Raw genomic sequence first — 18,894 nt, forward strand, 5'->3', positions numbered from 1 at the left:
CCCCCACACCACCCATCATGCGCTTTTTATTGACAGGAAGTGCAATGGGCGGTTCATCTCCCGTAATGAATATTGATCCAAATATCTCTCAATGACACTAAACCTTGTGATGCTAAATAGTCATTGCCTAGCGCAATGTTAATTCCTTTTGTTTTTGAGCTTCGACAAGACCTTTGTTGGTGATACCACATGCTATCGCGAGTCGTTCGCTAACACCCAGTTTTATTAAACTGCGTACTTTCGTGCGTGGTTTACGCCATTGCCACCAGTAGCACATTCTTATCCTACGGCGGATCCAATGATCTAAATCCACCGTTAACTGATAAGCGTTGGCTATTAGGTAATAGTGTCCCCAGCCACGTAAATACTGCGTGAGTTTATGAATTTGTAGGGTCATTGAGATCCCCCAGTTGCGGTTAGTGAGCTCTCTTACATTTGCTTTAAATTTCTCTAGCGGAATATTACAGTGAATAAAGGCATGAATAAATTGACCTTACGGGGTCAAATGAAAGTGAATGCCTTTAGTTTACGCTGCGGCAACTGTATTGCCTTGTTCATAATATAGAAAAGTTGCAAAACACGATGCATTAAGAAGGATAAGCCATTTTACCCTAAATAAAAGCCACTCAAACACCCGTAATTTCTTCTAAAACGCCAATTAAAACAATATCAAACACTTCAATATTCTGCGTAAAAATACAGTAATCAATTGAACCAAAATAGGAACTCAGCTATGGTTTGTTTATCAATAAAAACAAATTTAAAAACGAGTTAATCTACAGGCTCGTTAGCCTTTTTCAAGGAGCAAGGATGAATTTTAAAAGTGTGGTTAAGTGGTTTTTGGGAGAAGATGGATACAAAAAGAGGGATTTAACGGCAATAGAAGAGTTAAATCGCTCTTTTATGATGGCTGCTAAATGCAGATACCTGTAGTGGTACAGTGATTTTGGCCACCCATTAAGAAAGAAATGTTATGCTAATAAGCATACAAATTTGGGTGAAAAAATGACGAAATTAAAACGCGCAACATATTCAGCGGCAATTAAATTAGAAACGGCTCAGCTTGTAGTAGACCAAGGTTATACGCAAGAAGACGCAGCAAAAGCTATGGGGGTGGGTAAATCAACCGTAAGTAAGTGGGTTACTCAATTAAAGCTAGAACGCAATGGTCAGTCACCATTAGCGTCACCAATGACGCCCGAACAAATTGAAATCCGCGAACTTAAAAAACAAATCCAACGCATTGAATTAGAAAAGGATATATTAAAAAAGGCTACGGTGATATCAAGTGGTCAGTGCAACACCTTATAATTGATTATTAATTAGGTGGTTATGACTGACTTATCAAAACGTGGTTTAAGTGATATTGAAAAGCTGAAAGCATGGTTCTTATGGCGTGAAGGTAAAACGCTTAGCGAAATAGGTTTGACGCTTGATAGACATGCTGGTTCTATATTCGGAGTACTTAAACTAAAAGGTGGAATATCGCCAGTGCAACGAAAGCGTCGATTATCGTTTCTTTCTTTAGAAGAGCGAGAAAATATATCAAGAGGTTTAGCTTCAGGCTTATCTATCAGGGCAATAGCTCGTAATGTAGAAAAGGCAGCGTCAACGGTAAGCCGTGAAATCAAACGCAATGGTGGTATTGCCAAATACCGTGCCGTTACGGCTGATAAAAATGCGCTAGAGCGAGCATTAAGGCCAAAGCAATGCAAATTACAAAAAGGTAATCCACTTAGCGATTTGGTTGAGTCTAAGCTACTAGACGACTGGTCACCAGAGCAAATTTCTGGCTGGTTAAAAATAAAACACCCAGCATCATCTGAAATGCATATTTCACATGAGACTATTTATAAAACGTTATTTATCCCATCACGCTATATTTTCGAAAAAGCAGTCCTTAGCCATCTTCGCTCAAAACGTAAGTTGAGGCATGGTAAACGCTCAACAAATAAGGGAATTTATAAAGGTATTATTGATGCTAAAACAATTCATGAAAGGCCCCATGAAATTGAAACACGAGCAACTCTAGGTCACTGGGAGGGCGATTTAATATCAGGAGGTAGCAACTCACATATAGCAACATTGGTTGATCGAAAAACACGGTATACAGCTTTGGTACAAGTTGATGGTAAGGATACTAAAAATGTAGTAAATGCACTTATTCTGAAATTTAATGGTTTACCAAAGGCACTTAAAAACACACTAACGTGGGATCGGGGAATGGAATTAGCAGACCATAAAAGATTTACTAAAAATACGAATACAGATGTTTACTTTTGTGACCCGAGTAGTCCGTGGCAAAGGGGAACAAATGAAAATACAAATCGCCTATTAAGGCAGTACTTCCCCAAAAAGACAAGTCTACATGGCTTTGACCAAAGTTATTTAGATAAAATCGCTAATAAACTAAATAATCGACCAAGAAGGATATTAAACTATTTAACTCCTAATGATATGATTAAAAACCATGTTGCACTGACCACTTGATATCACCACTGCTCTCTTGATGTCCGACTCCCTGAACAATTCTCGTTAATCGAGAAGTTAAATCAACGAGAGCGTTATCCAATTAGTCTGCTGTGTAGCGTATTCAATGTGCATCGCAGCAGCTATAAGTACTGGGCCATACGGGATACAGCGCCGACACCTGAGCAAGCAAGATTAGAGGCTGAAGTAAAAGCAATACATGCGATGAGTGGTGGTTCAGCAGGGGCACGGACAATCGCAGCGATAGCAACGAACAATGATTTTGAATTGAGCCGTTATCGTGCAGCTAAGCTAATGGTTAAATTAAAGCTCGAAAGCTGCCAAGTACCTCAACATTCATATAAACGTGGTGGTAATGAACACCTTGAAATCCCAAACCTGCTTGATAGACAGTTTGATGTTGTTGAGCCGGATACCGTGTGGTGCGGTGATGTGACGTATATTTGGACAGGCAATCGCTGGGCTTATTTAGCCGTGGTTATTGATTTATTTGCACGCAAAGTGGTTGGCTGGGCAATGTCGTTGTCACCAGATACTAATTTAACGCTAAAAGCGCTTGAACTCGCATATGAAAGCAGAGGGAAACCGACAGGACTCATGTTCCATTCAGACCAAGGTAGCCATTATACAAGTTTAAAATATCGCCAACGTTTATGGCGCTATAAAATCACACAAAGTATGAGTAGACGTGGAAATTGTTGGGATAATGCGCCAATGGAGCGGTTTTTTAGAAGCTTTAAGACGGAATGGATGCCAAAGATTGGATATGGAAACTTTATAGACGCTAAATATAGCGTAAGTGATTACATAAATGGATATTACAACAATGTTAGGCCGCATCATTATAATGCCGGTTTAGCGCCAAATGAATCTGAGGTTAGATATCAAGATTCTAAAACTGTGGCCAAAATTAGTTGACCACTACAATATACGGGACAGGAGAAAGACGCTGAGGACGATATTGAGATTAGGCATAAAAAATTTATAAAAGTTTTTGGTAGAGATAGCAAGACCAAGAATCAATTGTTAACTTGGTTTGTAGAAGAGCAACTACAAATATTAGAGTCAATTCTTCATGTAAAAGAACAGTTTAACAATACAATGTCTAATCTATTTTATGATTCTATTTGGCCTCGTTGGGAAGAGTGGGTCGGTAAAGAGGAGGTGAATATTGATGAAATGAACGCTTCGTTAATTAGGCATATGGCTACACACCTCCACGCCTCATATCTAAATAAAGTTACTAATGTACATCCTGAAGAATATTATTTTGTACCCCCATTAAAACAGAGTTGGGATACAGGGGACATTACTGTGTTTGAGGATAAGCACTATATACTCGTAACTCCCCGATGTGAAATCGCTAATAAAAAAAATAATACTTTTCAATTTGTCGAACTGAAATCTGTAGCAGCTGAACTAGAAAAAATAGATCAGAAAATCATAGATAAAAATAATGAATTACTTGAAGTTAACGATGATAAAGAAAATATTGAAAGAGCAATTGCAAAGGAAGAAAATAAGAAGCGAAATATGTTTTCGCATGGTGGTAACAAAAGCTCTTTACATTTCTTACCTAAGATAAAGAAGGACATTGATAATAGTTATGGTCCTTTTCATGCACAATTTGATCACATGATTTTTATTAAAAAAAATGGCGATGAAAAATTGACTAGTTTTAGAGAAAATAAATATGCAAGCCTTTCAAATGAGTTTGTTCCTTCATTAGTGCAGAGGCTTGGTTCTTACTTTAACCGTATTGGTTCTCCTGATTATTCTCATTACTAAGTTTCAGCTAAACGAAGTCAATAAAATAAGGAAGAACTTTGTAAGAAAAAGTCAATAACTGAATGAGTTATCAAAAACTATTCTGAGTGAAACTCTAGCTAAAATTCCAAAAGATAGATGTTATTCCACTTAGTAATCTTTGGAATAAGTTTTTGGACCAATTGATTTTATTAGGTTGATGATAATCTTACCTATCTGCTGTGCCAAATATGGAGGCACAGCATTTCCTACTTGAACATATTGATTAGTTCTCGTACCTTCGAAAATATAATTATCAGGAAATGTTTGTATACGTGCGGCTTCACGAACACTTAAACTTCTACATTGCTGCGGATCGTAATGCACGAAATAGTGGCCGTCCTTTGAGATATGGCTTGTTACGGTAGTAGCGTACTTATCTGCTACTTGAACTCTAAAACGATCTGAATGTGTACCAGTATCCCAATTAGCGTGGGCCGGGGCTAGTTCTTCTGGGAAATGACGAGACTTAGGTGATAAACCTTGAATTTGTGCGTATGCAGCACAGTATGAGTAACGTAGTAAGTCATCAACCATATGTCCTCTGGTTTCATGATTTAGCACCACGTTTAAGTTAGGGTCTATATACCAAGTTTTTAGTGGCTCTGGCATGGTTGGGGTTTTGCCGCTTAATGCATTTTCTGTTCTAGACAACCCGATTTTTGGTTCGAGGTTTAGGCTATTTGCTGATTCTAGGTCAAATTGTTTTTTCAGAATTCGCTTTAACTTAGCTGCATTTTTAGTAACAGCTGTTTCCCAATCTTTTGCGTTATCTTTTTGCTTTGAGAAGCCGCTGCGTAAATTTGGTAAGTCACTAATAGCTTGTTCTACAGTAACTTGGTGTTCGCATAGTTTTAGTGTTTCTGGGGTTGCTTTAATATCCTCACGTACACCAAGTAAAATTACACGATGCCTAGCTTGAGGTATACCGTATTGCTCACAACGAATTAAAAAATCAGCTGTATCTTTGTATTGTGGGTCTTCTGGATTCTCCGCATCAACTACTAATGAGTAGATTTTATATTTTGGAATTTTTTTATGCTTTGTTATTGAACCAGGGCTGCGCAAATCTTCTAATATTTGTGGAAACATGACTTGGCCGTTAACTTTTGCTGTAAGTATTCCTCTTACATTTTCCATCACAAAAATATCAGGCTTCGCTAGGCAAATTACTTCTAAGTATTCTTTATATAAAAAGTGGCGAGTATCCTCTTCTGCAATGTAACTTTTATTCCCAGCATTTCGAGAACGCCCTGCAAGTGAATAAGCTTGGCATGGAGGCCCACCAATTAGTAATTTTGGCCCTTTATGCTCTTTTACAAGATCTTTAATACGCTTATGAATAAGCTTATTATCTTTACCAAGTTCTTTAGCACCATTGAGAGTTTCTTGATTGGCTTCTGTTGCAACATCGGGGTGAAGTTTAAACAACTCATCACGTGTAATTTTTCCGTGCAGATAATTATAGTAATTATCTAATGGCTGAGATTTTGTTTTGAGTGAGCGAAAGAAAGCACGAGTAGTAAGAGTTTTATGGGCATGGAAATCTTTTTCAACAGAAATACCTATTTGAAAAGGTGATTTTCCATCGGAAGTTTGGGCTGCTGAAATCCCTTCGCCAAGACCACCCGGGCCTGCGAATAAATCTATAACAAGAATTTCACCGTTTTCCATAACTTTACTACTAAATAAATTAATGACGTGGGATGATACCAGGCTTATACATAGTCTTAAAGTTTTAAATAGTAGCACTACTACTAATAGAACAAATTAGCAGCACTAATTTAAATTGAGGAAATAATGTGACCCTCGGGACGCCGAGAGATTCCAAAGAGAAGTCGGCGGTTACTTCTCTTTGGTTGCCATCGCCAATGCGATATAAGTAAATTATTTTAAAAGCTTCGCTTTTCGCGCGAGCAAGCTTTGCGCCTACAGCAAATTTTAAGGCTGCTGCTTAGGCAATTCTCCCCCTTTCGACTTCACCTGCAAACACATAATTAATGAGTAATTACCTCGCATGGATTCGAGGGAAGTGATGCTTTCATGGCGTTTACGTTCATATTAATTATTTGTTTAAAGATAAGTGAAATTGAGGGGGGCCGTGTGATTCCAAAGAGAGACCGGCGCTTGTCTTTCTTTGGTTGCCATCGCCAATGCGATATAAGTAAATTATTTTAAAAGCTTCGCTTTTCGCGCGAGCAAGCTGAGCGCCTACAGCAAATTTTAAGGCTGCTGCTAAGAAAATTTCATTGAGAGTACCCTCGACATTTAATTAGTTTATTACAATTTTTTAATGTATAAATCATATTCTGCAATAAGGTCTTAATAGGAAAAAAAGGAATAAATATGGATATAGGGATTAAGAAGGAACAGCTGCTAGGCATAGCTACACAACAATTTGGTCATTTATATAACCGCTTTGGTGAGGGGATTTATAGCTCGCATGAAACCTTAAAAAAAGGAGATGTGTATTTATTAGGTTTAAACCCGGGTGGATCTGGTGAATGCAAGTTAGGTAATTTTATGGCAGATACACTAGTTCGCACGAGTAATGCTTTTTTAGATGAAGAATGGGAAAAACCCAAAAAGAAATCGACTTCTAAGCAAGGCAACAATAAATATGCAAAAGGATCCGCTCCACTTCAAAAGCGAATTCAAGGTTTACTTGAAGGACTGGACCAAAGTGTGGCTGATGTATGTGCTAGCAATTTAATTTTTACCACTTCAAAATCATCATCTCACGAAGATTATAACTTTGGCTTTGCAGGTACTTTTTGGCCTTTTCATCAAGCTGTTATAGAAATAGTGAGACCAAAAGTAATCATCACTTTTGGAAATGGCAAACTTCACTCACCGTTTGGCTTTTTAAAATCGATGTACTGTGATGAAAGTAATTTAAATACTTTTGAAACCATTCCAGCAGAGCATGGAGAGAGGCAATGTTATGGTTTTAAAGCTGATATTAATGGTAGGTCAACTGCAATAATAGGCTTGCCGCATTTAAGTTACTATAGCCCAAACAAAGAGCCTATTTTAAAATGGATGAAAGAATTTTCAGGTATATAAAGCTGTTGAAATAATGTATTTCAATAATGAACACATGGCGCTATGCGCCCCTTGGTTGCCATCGCCAACGCGATATTTGTAAATTATTTTAAAAGCTACGCTTTTCGCGCGAGCAAGCTTTGCGCCTTCAGCAAATTTTAAGGCTGCTGCTTAGGCAATTCTCCCCCTTTCGACTTCACCTGCAAACACATAATTAATGAGTAATTACCTCGTATGGATTCGAGGGAAGTGATGCTTTCATGGCGTTTACGTCCATATTGATTTTGTGTTTGAAGATAAGTGAAATTTAGGGGGCCGTGTGATTCCAAAGAGAGACTGGCGCTTGTCTTTCTTTGGTTGCCGCTAGCAATCAGGCAAACACTCGAATGAATTATTTACAATTTTGTAAGTAAAAATCAAGGTGCGAGATAAGTTTCTGCCGATAATTTAAAGACTACGCTTTTATGCCCAAAAACATTAGGATATGTAAATTTAACTTACTATTAACTACTCTGAAAAATAAGAAACAATACAAAGGCAAAGCATCATTCCTGTGACTGAAATCAAGTGGACTGCGCCTATTACTTTGTCAATTGGACGTGAGTACTTGGCTACAAAACGTCCATCAAACATCGGAGTTGGTATACGGGAGCGTTCAAAAAACATCGAAAATATATAAAATGACACACTAGCGCCAATGCCTTTATCCCAACTGGGGGGAAGCACACCATCTTTTTCCATATTTTTATTAATATGTTTGATTGAAATTCTCGAAAATAAAATGCCGGAGGCAAAAGTACCTATCATAAATACGATCAGAGAATATCCAGCTAAATGAGCTGCGGGCATTTAAAAAGTCCCTTCAAATATAGGTTTTCTGTCGTATATGTTTTCAGAAGTTTTTTTCATAAAATTATTCATTTTAATACTTGCTGTAAAACCGACATATAACCCTACACCTATAGCAATAACCCATCCATAAGGAGTTAACATAAGTAAAGAGCTTAGTGCTGTGGTAGTAATTGAACCGACAAAAATACCAGATGCAGTAGAAGCTCCAAAGCTGGCCAATTCAGTTGATAGACTTCTTTGCCAGTCGCCACCATTTTTGTAATTGTTGTAAACCGAGTTTGCTCTAAAAGCGCCATCGAGTAAGATCATTCCATTACCAAGCCAACGCCCTGTGTTTTCAATATATTTAATTTTTCTAAATTCTGCGGTGCTACTTATATCTAATTTAGTGGAGTGTCTGGCACTTTTAGCTATGTGAACACCACGATTAGGATTAGACCAAACCGTACCTCTGCGACTTGCACGGTTAGTATTCATAAAGCGTTGTAGTTCAGCTTGATATTTAACTTGAAGCTCTTTAAATAGTCCAAGAGCTTTTTGCTCTAAAGCGACCATATGGTATTTAGGCATGCCTGACTTATGTGCGGCCCGTATATCTTTTAAAGATGCTTCATATTTACCCGCTAAAGTAACAAATTTTGAACTGCGAGCTTCTATTGATGTGGCGCCTGAACCAACAATACCATGTGTGTTGTTTGCTAAAAATGGTATAACTTGAGCTTGAAAGTCAGAAATAGCAAGTAATGTTTCGCTGCCAAAATCTCGCAGCATTCCAGCTATGTTTCTTCTTGATTGTGCTGATAAAAGCGCAAATTGATTGACTATATTTTTTTGTTCTGTTGTAGGAGCGGTTAAAGAGTCAGTGTATTCTTTGCGCCAAATATATGGTGTACCTGAGGTGATTACTTTACTTTTTATGTGATTGTTATCTTGTGAGAAAGTATTGTTTTTATCAGTTTTACATTTTACTACTTCTGCAGTAACTGCATCCAAGCAGATTCTAATTTCTAGAGCCATGATCAGTATCCTTACTTTTCAATTGTTTAAAAAGACTAATGATTTTTAATTAAGTAGTCAATACATAATTGCTTTTCACTTAGTAAGAGTAAAGCAATTGTGGTTGCTAATGTTATATGAAATTCAATAAGCTACCCTTCCTACGAGAGCAAGTAGGGTGCCTACAGCAAATATTTAAAGACTGAAGCCTTGGTAATCATCCCCTTCAACTTCACCTGCAAACACATAATTAATGAGTAATTACCTCGCATGGCGGAATTTTGTTCCCGACAAATTCCAAGTGCCTAAATCCCTTTAGGCGATGTGAGGAAAGCGATGCTTGCAAATGGGTGAAAAACGTAGTTTTGAACGAGAGGGTAGAGATATCCGAACTGGGCAGCGTACAGGGATGTGAAAGTGATGCTTTCATGGCGTTTACGCTCATAATAATTTTGTGTTTAAAGATAAGTGAAATTGAGGGGGCTGTGTGATTCCAAAGAGAGACCGGCGCTTGTCTTTTTTTGGTTGCCGTCGCCAATGCGATATAAGTAAATTATTTTAAAAGCTTCGCTTTTCGCGCGAGCAAGCTTTGCGCCTACAGATGTATGAGTGAGCTTTGTTTAAAACCAAAAGCGCGATATAAAATCGCACCTACGCTTTGTTGAGTGTGGTGTTTGTATTGTTGTAGGTGAGGTTTTATACCTCGCATTGTGTTTAGGCGTGTACAAGGTTGCAGCGAATAAACCCATCTACAAATTAAAAGCTGCGCTTTTCACGCGAGCAAGCTTTGCGTCTACAGGTGTTAGGTGAGCGTTAAGGTTATATAAGCCAAAGCGCGATGTAAAATTGCACCTACGTTTTTGTTGAGTGTGGTGTTTAAATTAATGTAGGTGAGGTTTTATCTATGAATCTTTGTTTAGCTCTGTAATCGCTTTAATACTAAATGCGTGCATAGTTGTGTAGTGTTGCTTTTTAATGATTGTTTTAACGATACTTTGATCAATATTTAAGTAATCGTGAACAAGAGCATTTCGTAAGCCTATAATTTTACGCCATGACAGTAGTTCTACCTCACTCAAAAAGCCTAAATTAGTAAGTTCGCTAAATGTTTGATAGGCGTTGCTACTGGTACTACTTTTGTGCTGCTTAAGCCAATGCTTTGATAAACCAATACACACCTCGGTCATTAACTGTAGTAATCGCTCTGCAGCTCGGTAATCTCTGCTATTAAGTGAATCGATTTGACTGAGTTCGTCGAGTTCTTGCATATATTCGTCAATATGGCGTGTTACTTCACTTAAATAAAGTGTAATTCCGGTATCAGTCATGTTTACTCGCTATGGTTTCAAATTCGAACTGGCTATATATACGCTGCTGCTCTTTCATCGCTCTAACACTATTATTGCTTATAATTATTTTTCCATATTCAATAACGTTGAAAGCTAAATAACTTGGAATAATATTTATATCAACAATCGAAATAAGTTGTTCGTTAAGATTAAGTGCATTACTTATTTCAAGCTCAAGCTCTTTTGGTCTAAGGCGCTTATCAAAGAACTCCAGATCAAAGTTTTTAAATGCTACGGCTAAGTCAATGTCACTATGGGGTTGGGCTGTCCCTTTTGCGTGGGAGCCATATAACCAAACCACGTCAATGTCGGTGTTTTGCTGCAAGTACTTAATTATTTTCTGTATAACTTCATTTGCCACGAAAAACTAACCATTGATAAAAACTGTAATAATAACCTATCAGTTTTCTAGTGAACATTAAAATTGATATTTGTTTTATTTAGGGCGTGTTGACCTTTGTGGGGTGAAATTTGTTCAATCTAGGGGCTATTAAATCGCGCCGCGAGGTTTGTAACCTAGTGGGCTCGGTGACTGCTTCTGCTTTACCCTACTGGCTTACATCCATGCAAGAATAAGTAAAAGCCGAGCAACAAAGAGTTAATTGTCCCTAAAAAAACCCAAAAGGCAGTGCATGTTTGGTATTTATGCTGCGTTATCGCCTATTTATGGGGAATAACCACACCACATAGACTCTGCCTTGCCTGAATACCAAACAGTCTGCTGCAAAATTAATCACGAAAGGTCACACGCCCTAATAGCAAGCTGGGCTTCTGCAGTTGCTTAAGTGAGCTATCAATCTCAAAGTGTCATTAACTTAGCTTAAGTAATTTATATTTTAGATTCGATTCTATTATTTATAAATAAGGTAAAGTTAACTTGTGGACGATAAATATACATTTAAACTCAAAAATAACTTATTTACTTCTGAATTATCCCACATTCATTTATGCATAAAAATAATTAATAAAGTTGCAAATAAGCTGAGTGAACAAATAATACAATTACCAAATATGGATGCGTTTATTTAGGTTCGAAAAATAAATTAAAACCAAAAGCGCGATGTAAAATCGCACCTACGGTTTTGTTTAATGTGGTGTTTACATTATTGTAGGTGCGGTTTTATACCTCGCATGGTGTTTTTGTAAAAGCCAAGACCAAAGCGCGATGTAAAATCGCACCTACGGTTTTGTTTAATGTGGTGTTTAAATTATTGTAGTTGAGGTTTTATACCTCGCATGGTGTTTTATTTAAACCAAGAACAAAGCGCGATGTAAAATCGCACCTACGGTTTCGTTTAATGTGGTGTTTAAATTAATGTAGGTGAGGTTTTATACCTCGCATGGTGCTTTAGGCATGTACAAGGTTGTGGCGATAAAGCCCATTTATAAATTAAAAGCTGCGCTTTTCACGCAAGCAAGCTTTGCGTCTACAGGTGTTAGGTGAGCGTTAAGGTTATATAAGCCAAAGCGCGATGTAAAATCGCTTGTTTATTTCTTCTCTGTGTAGCGCTTAAAAGTAATGAGGCAATTAACACAATTATTCGCCTCATTGTATGAGGCGAATAATTGACGTAGACTGAAGCTAATCAATTTTAGGACATAAAGACTATGTGGATATGGCAACAGCAAAACTGGCCAAACTTTACGTGGGATGATGCGGCGCTTGCTCCTTTGCTAAGGGAGCTTTCATATAATCAAGGTTTATTAGTAGGGCGTATGGGCGTGCAAACTGCTCATCAAAAGCAGCAGGCCCTTGATACCTTACTTGCAAATATTATTCACTCCAGTGCGATTGAGGGCGAAAAACTTAATGCATTTTCGGTTCGCTCTTCACTTGCAAAAAAGCTCAATATTGATGAGCAGCCTTACCCAACAACTGTGCAAAGCGATAATCTTGCAGAGATTATGCTTGATGCGATAAATAACACAGACTCAGCGCTTAATTTAGAGCGAGTGCTTAATTGGCATCGCTTATTGTTTTCAGGTGAGCAAAGCTTGTTTACTAAAATTGAAGGCGGGCAATTGCGTGGTGACGAGCCTATGCAAGTAGTGTCGGGGCGCTTAGATAAACCGATATTACATTTTACAGCGCCTCCTAAAGAGCGAGTAAATAAAGAGCTTTCACTATTTTTTAACTGGTTTAACAAAGCGCAAAATGAACCTCAAATAGACCCTTTTATTCGGGCAGCTATCGCACACTTATGGTTTGTAACAATACATCCACTTGAGGATGGTAATGGGCGTATTACACGGCTTATAACCGACCTGGCATTAGCGCAAGAACATGCTGAGTCAATTCGGTTTTACGCTATGTCGGTGGCTATTTTAGAAGACAGAAAAAGCTACTACGAAGTGCTTGAAGCAACTCAGCGTGGAGAGCTTTGTATTACAAAGTGGATTAAGTGGTTTTTACGTACGCTCAATAATGCGATACACCATACGCTTAATAATATTGAGCAAACAATTTTTAAAACCAATTACTGGGCAAGTAAAGATCAAACAAAGTTAGGTGAGCAGCAAGTAAAAGTGCTTAATAAGTTACTCGATGGCCAATTTGAACAGGGTATTAGTGCGAGTCAGTATCAAAAAGTGGCTAAGGTTAGCCGTGCAACCGCAACACGCCATTTATCGGACTTGCAAACGCTTGGATTCATTAAAAAAACCGCCGCAGGTGGGCGTAGTACACGTTACAAGGTTGTCCAATGAGGCAATTAAACACCTATTCACCTCGCCATGTGAGGCGAATAGGGGTTTTAATTGTTGTAGGTGCAGTTTTATACCTCGCATGGTGTTTTTGTTAAAGCCAAGACCAAAGCGCGATGTAAAATCGCACCTACGGTTTCGTTGAGAGTGTTGTTTAAATTATTGTAGGTGAGGTTTTATACCTCGTGGGCGCTTTATTAAAGCCAAGGCTAATGTGAACTCCCACCCATAGCTTTAATTTTTGCTTTTTTGATTAGTAATGTTGATGTGTTTTTTCACATTTATAGGTACACTCTTTTAAAGTTTTAATTCAGGGAATGAATAATGATTAAATGGATCTTACTAATTTTAACCACAGTATTTACTACAAAACTATATGCTGATGAGGCCTACTTCCAAACTCGTTGCGATAGCATTAAAAAAGAACGCGAAACTATTCGGTCTAGGTTTAGACATGGATACAGTATTAAAGAAGGCGAGTATTTAACCTCACGCGATAAATTCTTATTTACCCAGCTTGCTAATCACTGCAGTAAGCCTAAAAAGAGAGGTAGCGCTTATCAGGCTACTTCTTCTACCTCAACTCGTACGCCTAATAGCAATTGGCTACTCAATCAAAAAGTATCAAACATGTCTTTGCACAGCGATAGCTATAAAGATGCTGCTAAGCTTGATGCTTGGTCAACATTTTATAAACTACCTAAACGTTGCCGTAAAAAAGGGATAGGGTCGGCCGACTTTGTGTGGTGCAGCGAATATAGGGGGAAGCAAAAAGATCTTTTTGAAGCACAGTGGAAAGAGCACCCATAAATATGTTTAAAACTAAATTACGCGTGGTGTTTGTATTTTTTGTGCTGCTAATTGCGTCGGCACTTATTGCTAATCATTTTACTGGACGGGTATTTAATTATAGTGACCCAATTGGTGAGGTTAAACGCATATATAACTATCTAGCATCGCAAATAGTTACTGAGCCTTTAAGTACAAAACGGCCCGAAAAAGTAAGCACAACGACGTTGCAACATACGTTAGTGTCTGCGGATAATCACTTATCACAAGTTAACAATACGCGTTGCGTAGATGTATCGTTAGGTGAGGTTAAATATAAACGTAATGGCGATATATTTACGTGGACCGACAGTGAGGGCGTTCCTCATTTTAGTGATAAAAAGCCTGACTTTGCAGTAGCAACTTACAATCCTGGTTTTGTTGAATCGCTAGATTATTTTGATCTTACTTTAAATACACCTAATTTACCGTCGTCATTTAATCAAGAGTTGCACATTAAGCTCAATACGGTATTTAAGGCGTATGGCCAAGTAATTGGTGTGCATGCGCTTAAAAAGGTGAAACTAAACCTAACGGTTTTGGCTACTCGCAGTGCTTACGAGTCGGCAATAAAGCATCGCGGTGGTGACCCTAAAAACACTGCGGGTATGTATTTTCACGGGAGTAATTCTGCTTTTATTCATTATGATAATGGACAAAGTGCAATGCGTACGTCGGTTCATGAAGCGGTGCACGCCATAAATAAGGCTGTATTGGGTTACACACCAAGATGGCTAAATGAAGGGTTTGCGGAGTACTTTGAGCTGACTAAAAATAATATGCAAACAGGTATTGTTGAACCAAATAGATCGTGGACAAAGAATAACAATATTACTAAAAGTGTATTTACAATTAATTGGTTAATCGGCTTAGAGGATACGTGGAGAAAAGGCGATAACAGCAAACTTTATGCAAGTAGTTGGGCTGCTATTTATTTTTTAATGGATACACAAGCAGGTAGAGCTTTACTAAAAAATATAATGCTTACTGAGCAACAATCACCGTGTAGCAAGTTGTCTGCAAAAAAGTTAAAAAAAATGCTGTATACGCAATTACCAAATCTTAAGCGTGAGTATTCTCAGTGGTTAAAAATGCCTTTTAGGGCTCATAATTTTTAACCTGTCTGTATATTGATGAGGTTAATGAGCGGATTAGGGTTATTTATGCGTCATTCGCAGTAATTTGAAACTAAAACCAAAGCGCGATGTAAAATCGCACCTACGCTTTGTTGAGCGCGGTGTTTGCATTGTTGTAGGTGAGGTTTTATACCTCGCATTGTGTTTAGGCATGTACAAGGTTGTGGCGATAAAGCCCATCTACAAATTAAAAGCTGCGCTTTTCACGCAAGCAAGCTTTGCGTCTACAGGAGTTAGGTGAGCGTTAAAGTTATAAGCCAAAGCGCGATGTAAAATCGCACTTACGTTTTTATCGCAGGCAGATCATTCTTTGGTTTGCATTTTTTTAGCGCGTTCTTCTGCGTCAATGAGTGCTTGTGATTTAGGTGCGCGTTTTTTTTCTTCTATAGTTGGCTTTTCTGCCGAATTTGGATCCCAGCTTTCATCAAGCGATAAGTTTGCAAATGGATTGCTGCTTGCTTTGTTTACTGTTTCTTTTTTTTCAGCTGCACTCTTTGTTGTTTCATGCTCTGCGTTTATAGGCCTTGGTGCTGCTTTTGGCATTACTTTTTCGCCTGGTAGCGGAGCATTTGGATCGAAGGTGCGTATTTCTGGTTCTTTAAAATTGTGCGCGGAACTAAAGTTGGTAAACTCTGGGGTCGCTACTTTTTTAGGTGTATGTAAATCGTCAGTAGTTTCGCTAGGTTTTAACGGTTCTGGGCTTACGATAACCGGTTTTAGCTCATTATTTATGAGTGGATTACTGTGCACGGTTGCAGAAGATTGTGTTGTTTGTTTAGGCTGTTTTTTTATCGGCTGAGCATGGGGGTCAAGTTCTTGTACTTGTGGCTCAGTGAAGCGATTGGCCTTGTTAACTTGCGCTTCAGTGGTTTTAGCGGCTGCTGCAAATTCGGTGTAGTTTGGTTCTGATTTTGGTTTTATTTCAGTAAATGTTGTTTCGTTTGTTTGCGCTAATGTTGTAGGCAAGACTTCGTCAATATTGTTGTGGTCGGCGTTTATTTTTTGTGTTTTATTGGCTTTTAATTGTGGCTGGTTGCTCTTTATTGTTTTATTTTCATCTATTATTTCAGGCGCATTGATTGGCGTTTGCTTGGTTGGCGCATCTTTCGTACTTACGTTTAATGGTGGGGCTATTTTTTGTGATTTAAGTACCTGTGTTTCAGTTACCACAGGCGCAATAATTTCGGCTTTACTTTGTTTAGTGCGACGTAAACGTATTAATACCATCACAGCAATAAGTATTACTATTACAAATAATAAGCTGGGTAAAAGCAGCGAACTTTGATCTATTGGTACAGGTACAATAACCGGTGCTGGTTTTGCTACGGGAGCAGTTATATTTGCTGGTGTTTTAACCTTTACAGGTACACTGCTTTTTAGTGGCTGTGTACTTTGTTGATCAATAACTGATTTGGCTTGAGGCTCTGCATTTATTATTACTTCATTATTAATATTTGGCTGTTCAATCGTGTTTTGTTGTTGCTCATTTTCAATACTAACGGGCAGTGGCGTTTGTAGTGTTGCTGGATTTTGTGGCGTGTTAAGTGTTGGCTCCACAACTTGAAATTGCACTGGTGTTATAACCGGAGCTGTTTCTATTGGCGGCTTTGGGTATGTTTGGGCTTGTTTGGGTTTGTTACAGTTATTGTTGTAGTCGCGTATTGCGTTTCTGTATTTTCGACTTGTTTTATCACCACTATTTTGCTGTATTTCTTGTTTTATAAGTATGCACATGGCTTCGTTATATGCTGCGCTGTTAACGCTATAAAATAGGGCAAAACAAAAGGTAAGGCGTGTTAGTAAAGTGATCATAAAGGTAAATAGCGCTTAAACATTAATAGTTCGATTTTAAGCGCAAAACTAAAATTTATCTAGGGGCTGGTTATCTTTCGAGGTTGTATGTCTGGTATTTAGGCAAGGCAGAGTCTATGCAGTGAGGTTGCTCCCCATAAATAGGCAATAACACAGCATAAATGCCAAACATGCGCTGCCCCTAAATTGAATGAATTTTAATCCTGAAAGGCGACAGAGCCTAAAACTTACCGCGTTATTAGTCTATTACCATTAAGCTACGATACTCGTCGTAGGCAAATTGGTCGGTCATGCCGCTTATGTAATCTTGAATCAATCTACAACGGTAATAAAACTCGTATGCGGCAAAGTGATCAGGTTCCTCTTGCATGGCGTTAATGGCATGTGAGTAGCTGTTTAAGTGCTTTTTAGATAGTTTTTTAACTAATCTTGACTCGATTAACAATCGTGAATCGCCATTGAGCGCACGTTTAAAATCGTCGCTATTTAATAATAGTAATGGTTTATAGCAATCAAGTAGGCCGTTAATGATTCTATAGCCTTGCAGTTCGAGCTTTTCGACTTCTTTGTTTGAAAACACATATTTAAGCGCTACATTTTTTAATGCTTTGGTAACAGCATGCAGGTGACTTCTGTCCTCTAAAAGGGCATGATTAAAGTCGCCATGATAAATCGGCTCTATGTTTTCGATAAAGCGTTTTGCCGCATGACTCACCAGCGGGTGCAGGAGTGAAACGCGCAAGTATATAAAAAATTCACTGTTAAAGTTATATGGTTGTGCTTTGGCGCGTTCGAGTGCGTAGTCTACGGCTTTATCTACAAAATCTAGGTGTTCAGAATCGTCAATGGTGAGATTTATAAGTGCTTTTTTATAGTGACTTTTAAGCTGAATGCATAATAGCTCAGTGCTTATAATATCTTTTTCTACAGCGTCTTCAATGTCGGCAAGACAATATGAAATATCATCAGCAGCTTCCATTATATAACTGGCAGGATGACGGCAATAAGGCTCTATGGTTAATTCCTTTTGTAGTGTTTCTACGAAGCTTTTTTCGCTGTAGTAATACCCAACTTTTTTCATTAAGTAGTTTTTATTTTGTGGTATGTCTTTTGTATCAAGGCCTGCTGGGCGGGTGTACTTTAAAATCCCCGCACTTTGACTGTAGGTTAGATTGAGTGTTTGCAAAGAGTGAATAATACGTATGCCTTGCGCATTACCTTCAAAGTTACAAATATCCAGTGCAAGGTGTTTAAAAACAACGCCAATGCCTGTATTTGGCTCTTTACAACGTTCGGGTGTAACGCTTAGCAAATTATTATTAAACCAATGATTTATAGCTGCTTCGCCAAAATGTCCAAATGGCGGATTGCCTATGTCGTGCATGAGGCAGGCCATTTCTACTAGGCTTTCTAGTGGGCGTTCTACTCCTGTTAGGCCGTAGTCTTTTTGTTGTTGGTAGCTTAAATTAGCAAAAATACGCTGCACTATAAAACGACCAACTTGTTGTACTTCAAGCGAATGAGTAAGGCGCGAACGAACGGCTGCATTACGCTCAAGTGGAAATACTTGTGTTTTTTGTTGCAAACGACGAATAGCGGCACTGTTTATTATACGACCTCGGTCGCTTTCAAGCGCCATTTGCAAGTTAGATGTTGTGCGATACATGCGCGCAGGGGTTATTTTTTTACTAAAATCAATAGTCATCGTTGTCCTTTTTGATTGTTGATGACTGGCAAAGTGAGTGCGCGGTGTCATTCTTTTTTAATATACTTACGTTAATATATACACCTAGATGAGTTAGGTACAGGCGCTTGTATCATTTGCTGGCAGTCAATTGTATTATCAAATCATTATTTTCAGTATTTAGCGCACTTTT

The 18,894-nt window shown here is 38.3% G+C and carries 13 protein-coding genes and 4 pseudogenes; 9 read left to right on the forward strand and 8 right to left on the reverse strand.

The genetic code is table 11. The features are described from left to right. Nucleotides 1-53: 53 nt before the first annotated feature. Nucleotides 54-454, reverse strand: a pseudogene (locus tag LOS73_RS04260) (group II intron maturase-specific domain-containing protein); the annotation flags it as partial. 3 nt (nucleotides 455-457) lie between these two features. On the opposite strand from LOS73_RS04260, the pseudogene LOS73_RS04265 reads away from it, so the two are divergent. From LOS73_RS04265 to LOS73_RS04285, 5 genes and pseudogenes are all read left to right on the forward strand, one after another. Then, a pseudogene (locus tag LOS73_RS04265) lies at nucleotides 458-591 on the forward strand (transposase); the annotation flags it as partial. 414 nt (nucleotides 592-1,005) lie between these two features. Next, nucleotides 1,006-1,272, forward strand: a pseudogene (locus LOS73_RS04270) (transposase); the annotation flags it as partial. Between the two features lie 60 nt (nucleotides 1,273-1,332). Further along, nucleotides 1,333-2,490 carry an IS30 family transposase gene (locus tag LOS73_RS04275; protein ID WP_457934530.1) on the forward strand — a complete coding sequence of 386 codons (1,158 nt, stop codon included), beginning with the start codon at nucleotides 1,333-1,335 and terminating at the stop codon, nucleotides 2,488-2,490. A 12-nt stretch (nucleotides 2,491-2,502) separates the two neighbouring features. Continuing rightward, nucleotides 2,503-3,408: pseudogene (locus LOS73_RS04280) on the forward strand (IS3 family transposase); the annotation flags it as partial. Nucleotides 3,409-3,513: 105 nt separating this feature from the next. Beyond that, the gene (locus LOS73_RS04285; protein WP_457934531.1) at nucleotides 3,514-4,278 is read left to right on the forward strand and encodes a hypothetical protein; all 765 of its coding nucleotides are present in this window, start codon (nucleotides 3,514-3,516) and stop codon (nucleotides 4,276-4,278) included. Nucleotides 4,279-4,407: 129 nt separating this feature from the next. Here the strand turns inward: LOS73_RS04285 and LOS73_RS04290 are convergent, their stop codons facing one another. Then, complete coding sequence (locus LOS73_RS04290) at nucleotides 4,408-5,970, reverse strand: DNA cytosine methyltransferase (protein WP_457934532.1); 1,563 nt, start codon at nucleotides 5,968-5,970, stop codon at nucleotides 4,408-4,410. 672 nt (nucleotides 5,971-6,642) lie between these two features. On the opposite strand from LOS73_RS04290, the gene LOS73_RS04295 reads away from it, so the two are divergent. Next, a complete protein-coding gene (locus LOS73_RS04295) occupies nucleotides 6,643-7,362 on the forward strand; it encodes a uracil-DNA glycosylase family protein (protein ID WP_008136853.1) in 720 nt (239 codons plus the stop codon). Nucleotides 7,363-7,848: 486 nt separating this feature from the next. Here the strand turns inward: LOS73_RS04295 and LOS73_RS04300 are convergent, their stop codons facing one another. The 4 genes from LOS73_RS04300 to mntA all read right to left on the reverse strand — a co-directional run bounded on the left by LOS73_RS04300 (nucleotide 7,849) and on the right by mntA (nucleotide 10,899). Continuing rightward, nucleotides 7,849-8,190 (reverse strand): hypothetical protein, encoded by a 342-nt coding sequence (locus LOS73_RS04300; protein ID WP_457934533.1) that lies wholly within the window; start codon nucleotides 8,188-8,190, stop codon nucleotides 7,849-7,851. Beyond that, nucleotides 8,191-9,210 (reverse strand): hypothetical protein, encoded by a 1,020-nt coding sequence (locus LOS73_RS04305; RefSeq protein WP_008136860.1) that lies wholly within the window; start codon nucleotides 9,208-9,210, stop codon nucleotides 8,191-8,193. An 881-nt stretch (nucleotides 9,211-10,091) separates the two neighbouring features. Further along, nucleotides 10,092-10,517, reverse strand: a complete 426-nt coding sequence (hepT, locus tag LOS73_RS04310) for a type VII toxin-antitoxin system HepT family RNase toxin (protein WP_457934534.1) — start codon at nucleotides 10,515-10,517, stop codon at nucleotides 10,092-10,094. Beyond that, nucleotides 10,510-10,899 (reverse strand): type VII toxin-antitoxin system MntA family adenylyltransferase antitoxin, encoded by a 390-nt coding sequence (mntA, locus tag LOS73_RS04315; protein ID WP_033037881.1) that lies wholly within the window; start codon nucleotides 10,897-10,899, stop codon nucleotides 10,510-10,512. The genes hepT and mntA overlap by 8 nt, the downstream gene beginning before the upstream one ends. A 1,247-nt stretch (nucleotides 10,900-12,146) precedes the next feature. On the opposite strand from mntA, the gene LOS73_RS04320 reads away from it, so the two are divergent. From LOS73_RS04320 to LOS73_RS04330, 3 genes are all read left to right on the forward strand, one after another. Next, a complete protein-coding gene (locus LOS73_RS04320; protein WP_007379068.1) occupies nucleotides 12,147-13,244 on the forward strand; it encodes a Fic family protein in 1,098 nt (365 codons plus the stop codon). A 321-nt stretch (nucleotides 13,245-13,565) separates the two neighbouring features. After that, complete coding sequence (locus LOS73_RS04325; RefSeq protein ID WP_008138614.1) at nucleotides 13,566-14,051, forward strand: hypothetical protein; 486 nt, start codon at nucleotides 13,566-13,568, stop codon at nucleotides 14,049-14,051. 2 nt (nucleotides 14,052-14,053) lie between these two features. Continuing rightward, nucleotides 14,054-15,187 (forward strand): DUF1570 domain-containing protein, encoded by a 1,134-nt coding sequence (locus LOS73_RS04330; RefSeq protein WP_007379070.1) that lies wholly within the window; start codon nucleotides 14,054-14,056, stop codon nucleotides 15,185-15,187. 321 nt (nucleotides 15,188-15,508) lie between these two features. Here LOS73_RS04330 and LOS73_RS04335 read toward each other — a convergent pair whose 3' ends face one another. Beyond that, nucleotides 15,509-17,017, reverse strand: a complete 1,509-nt coding sequence (locus tag LOS73_RS04335) for a cell wall anchor protein (protein ID WP_457934535.1) — start codon at nucleotides 17,015-17,017, stop codon at nucleotides 15,509-15,511. A 238-nt stretch (nucleotides 17,018-17,255) separates the two neighbouring features. After that, complete coding sequence (dgt, locus tag LOS73_RS04340; RefSeq protein ID WP_033030037.1) at nucleotides 17,256-18,722, reverse strand: dGTPase; 1,467 nt, start codon at nucleotides 18,720-18,722, stop codon at nucleotides 17,256-17,258. Between the last annotated feature and the right edge of the window lie 172 nt (nucleotides 18,723-18,894).

The organism is Pseudoalteromonas sp. SCSIO 43210, assembly GCF_054133285.1.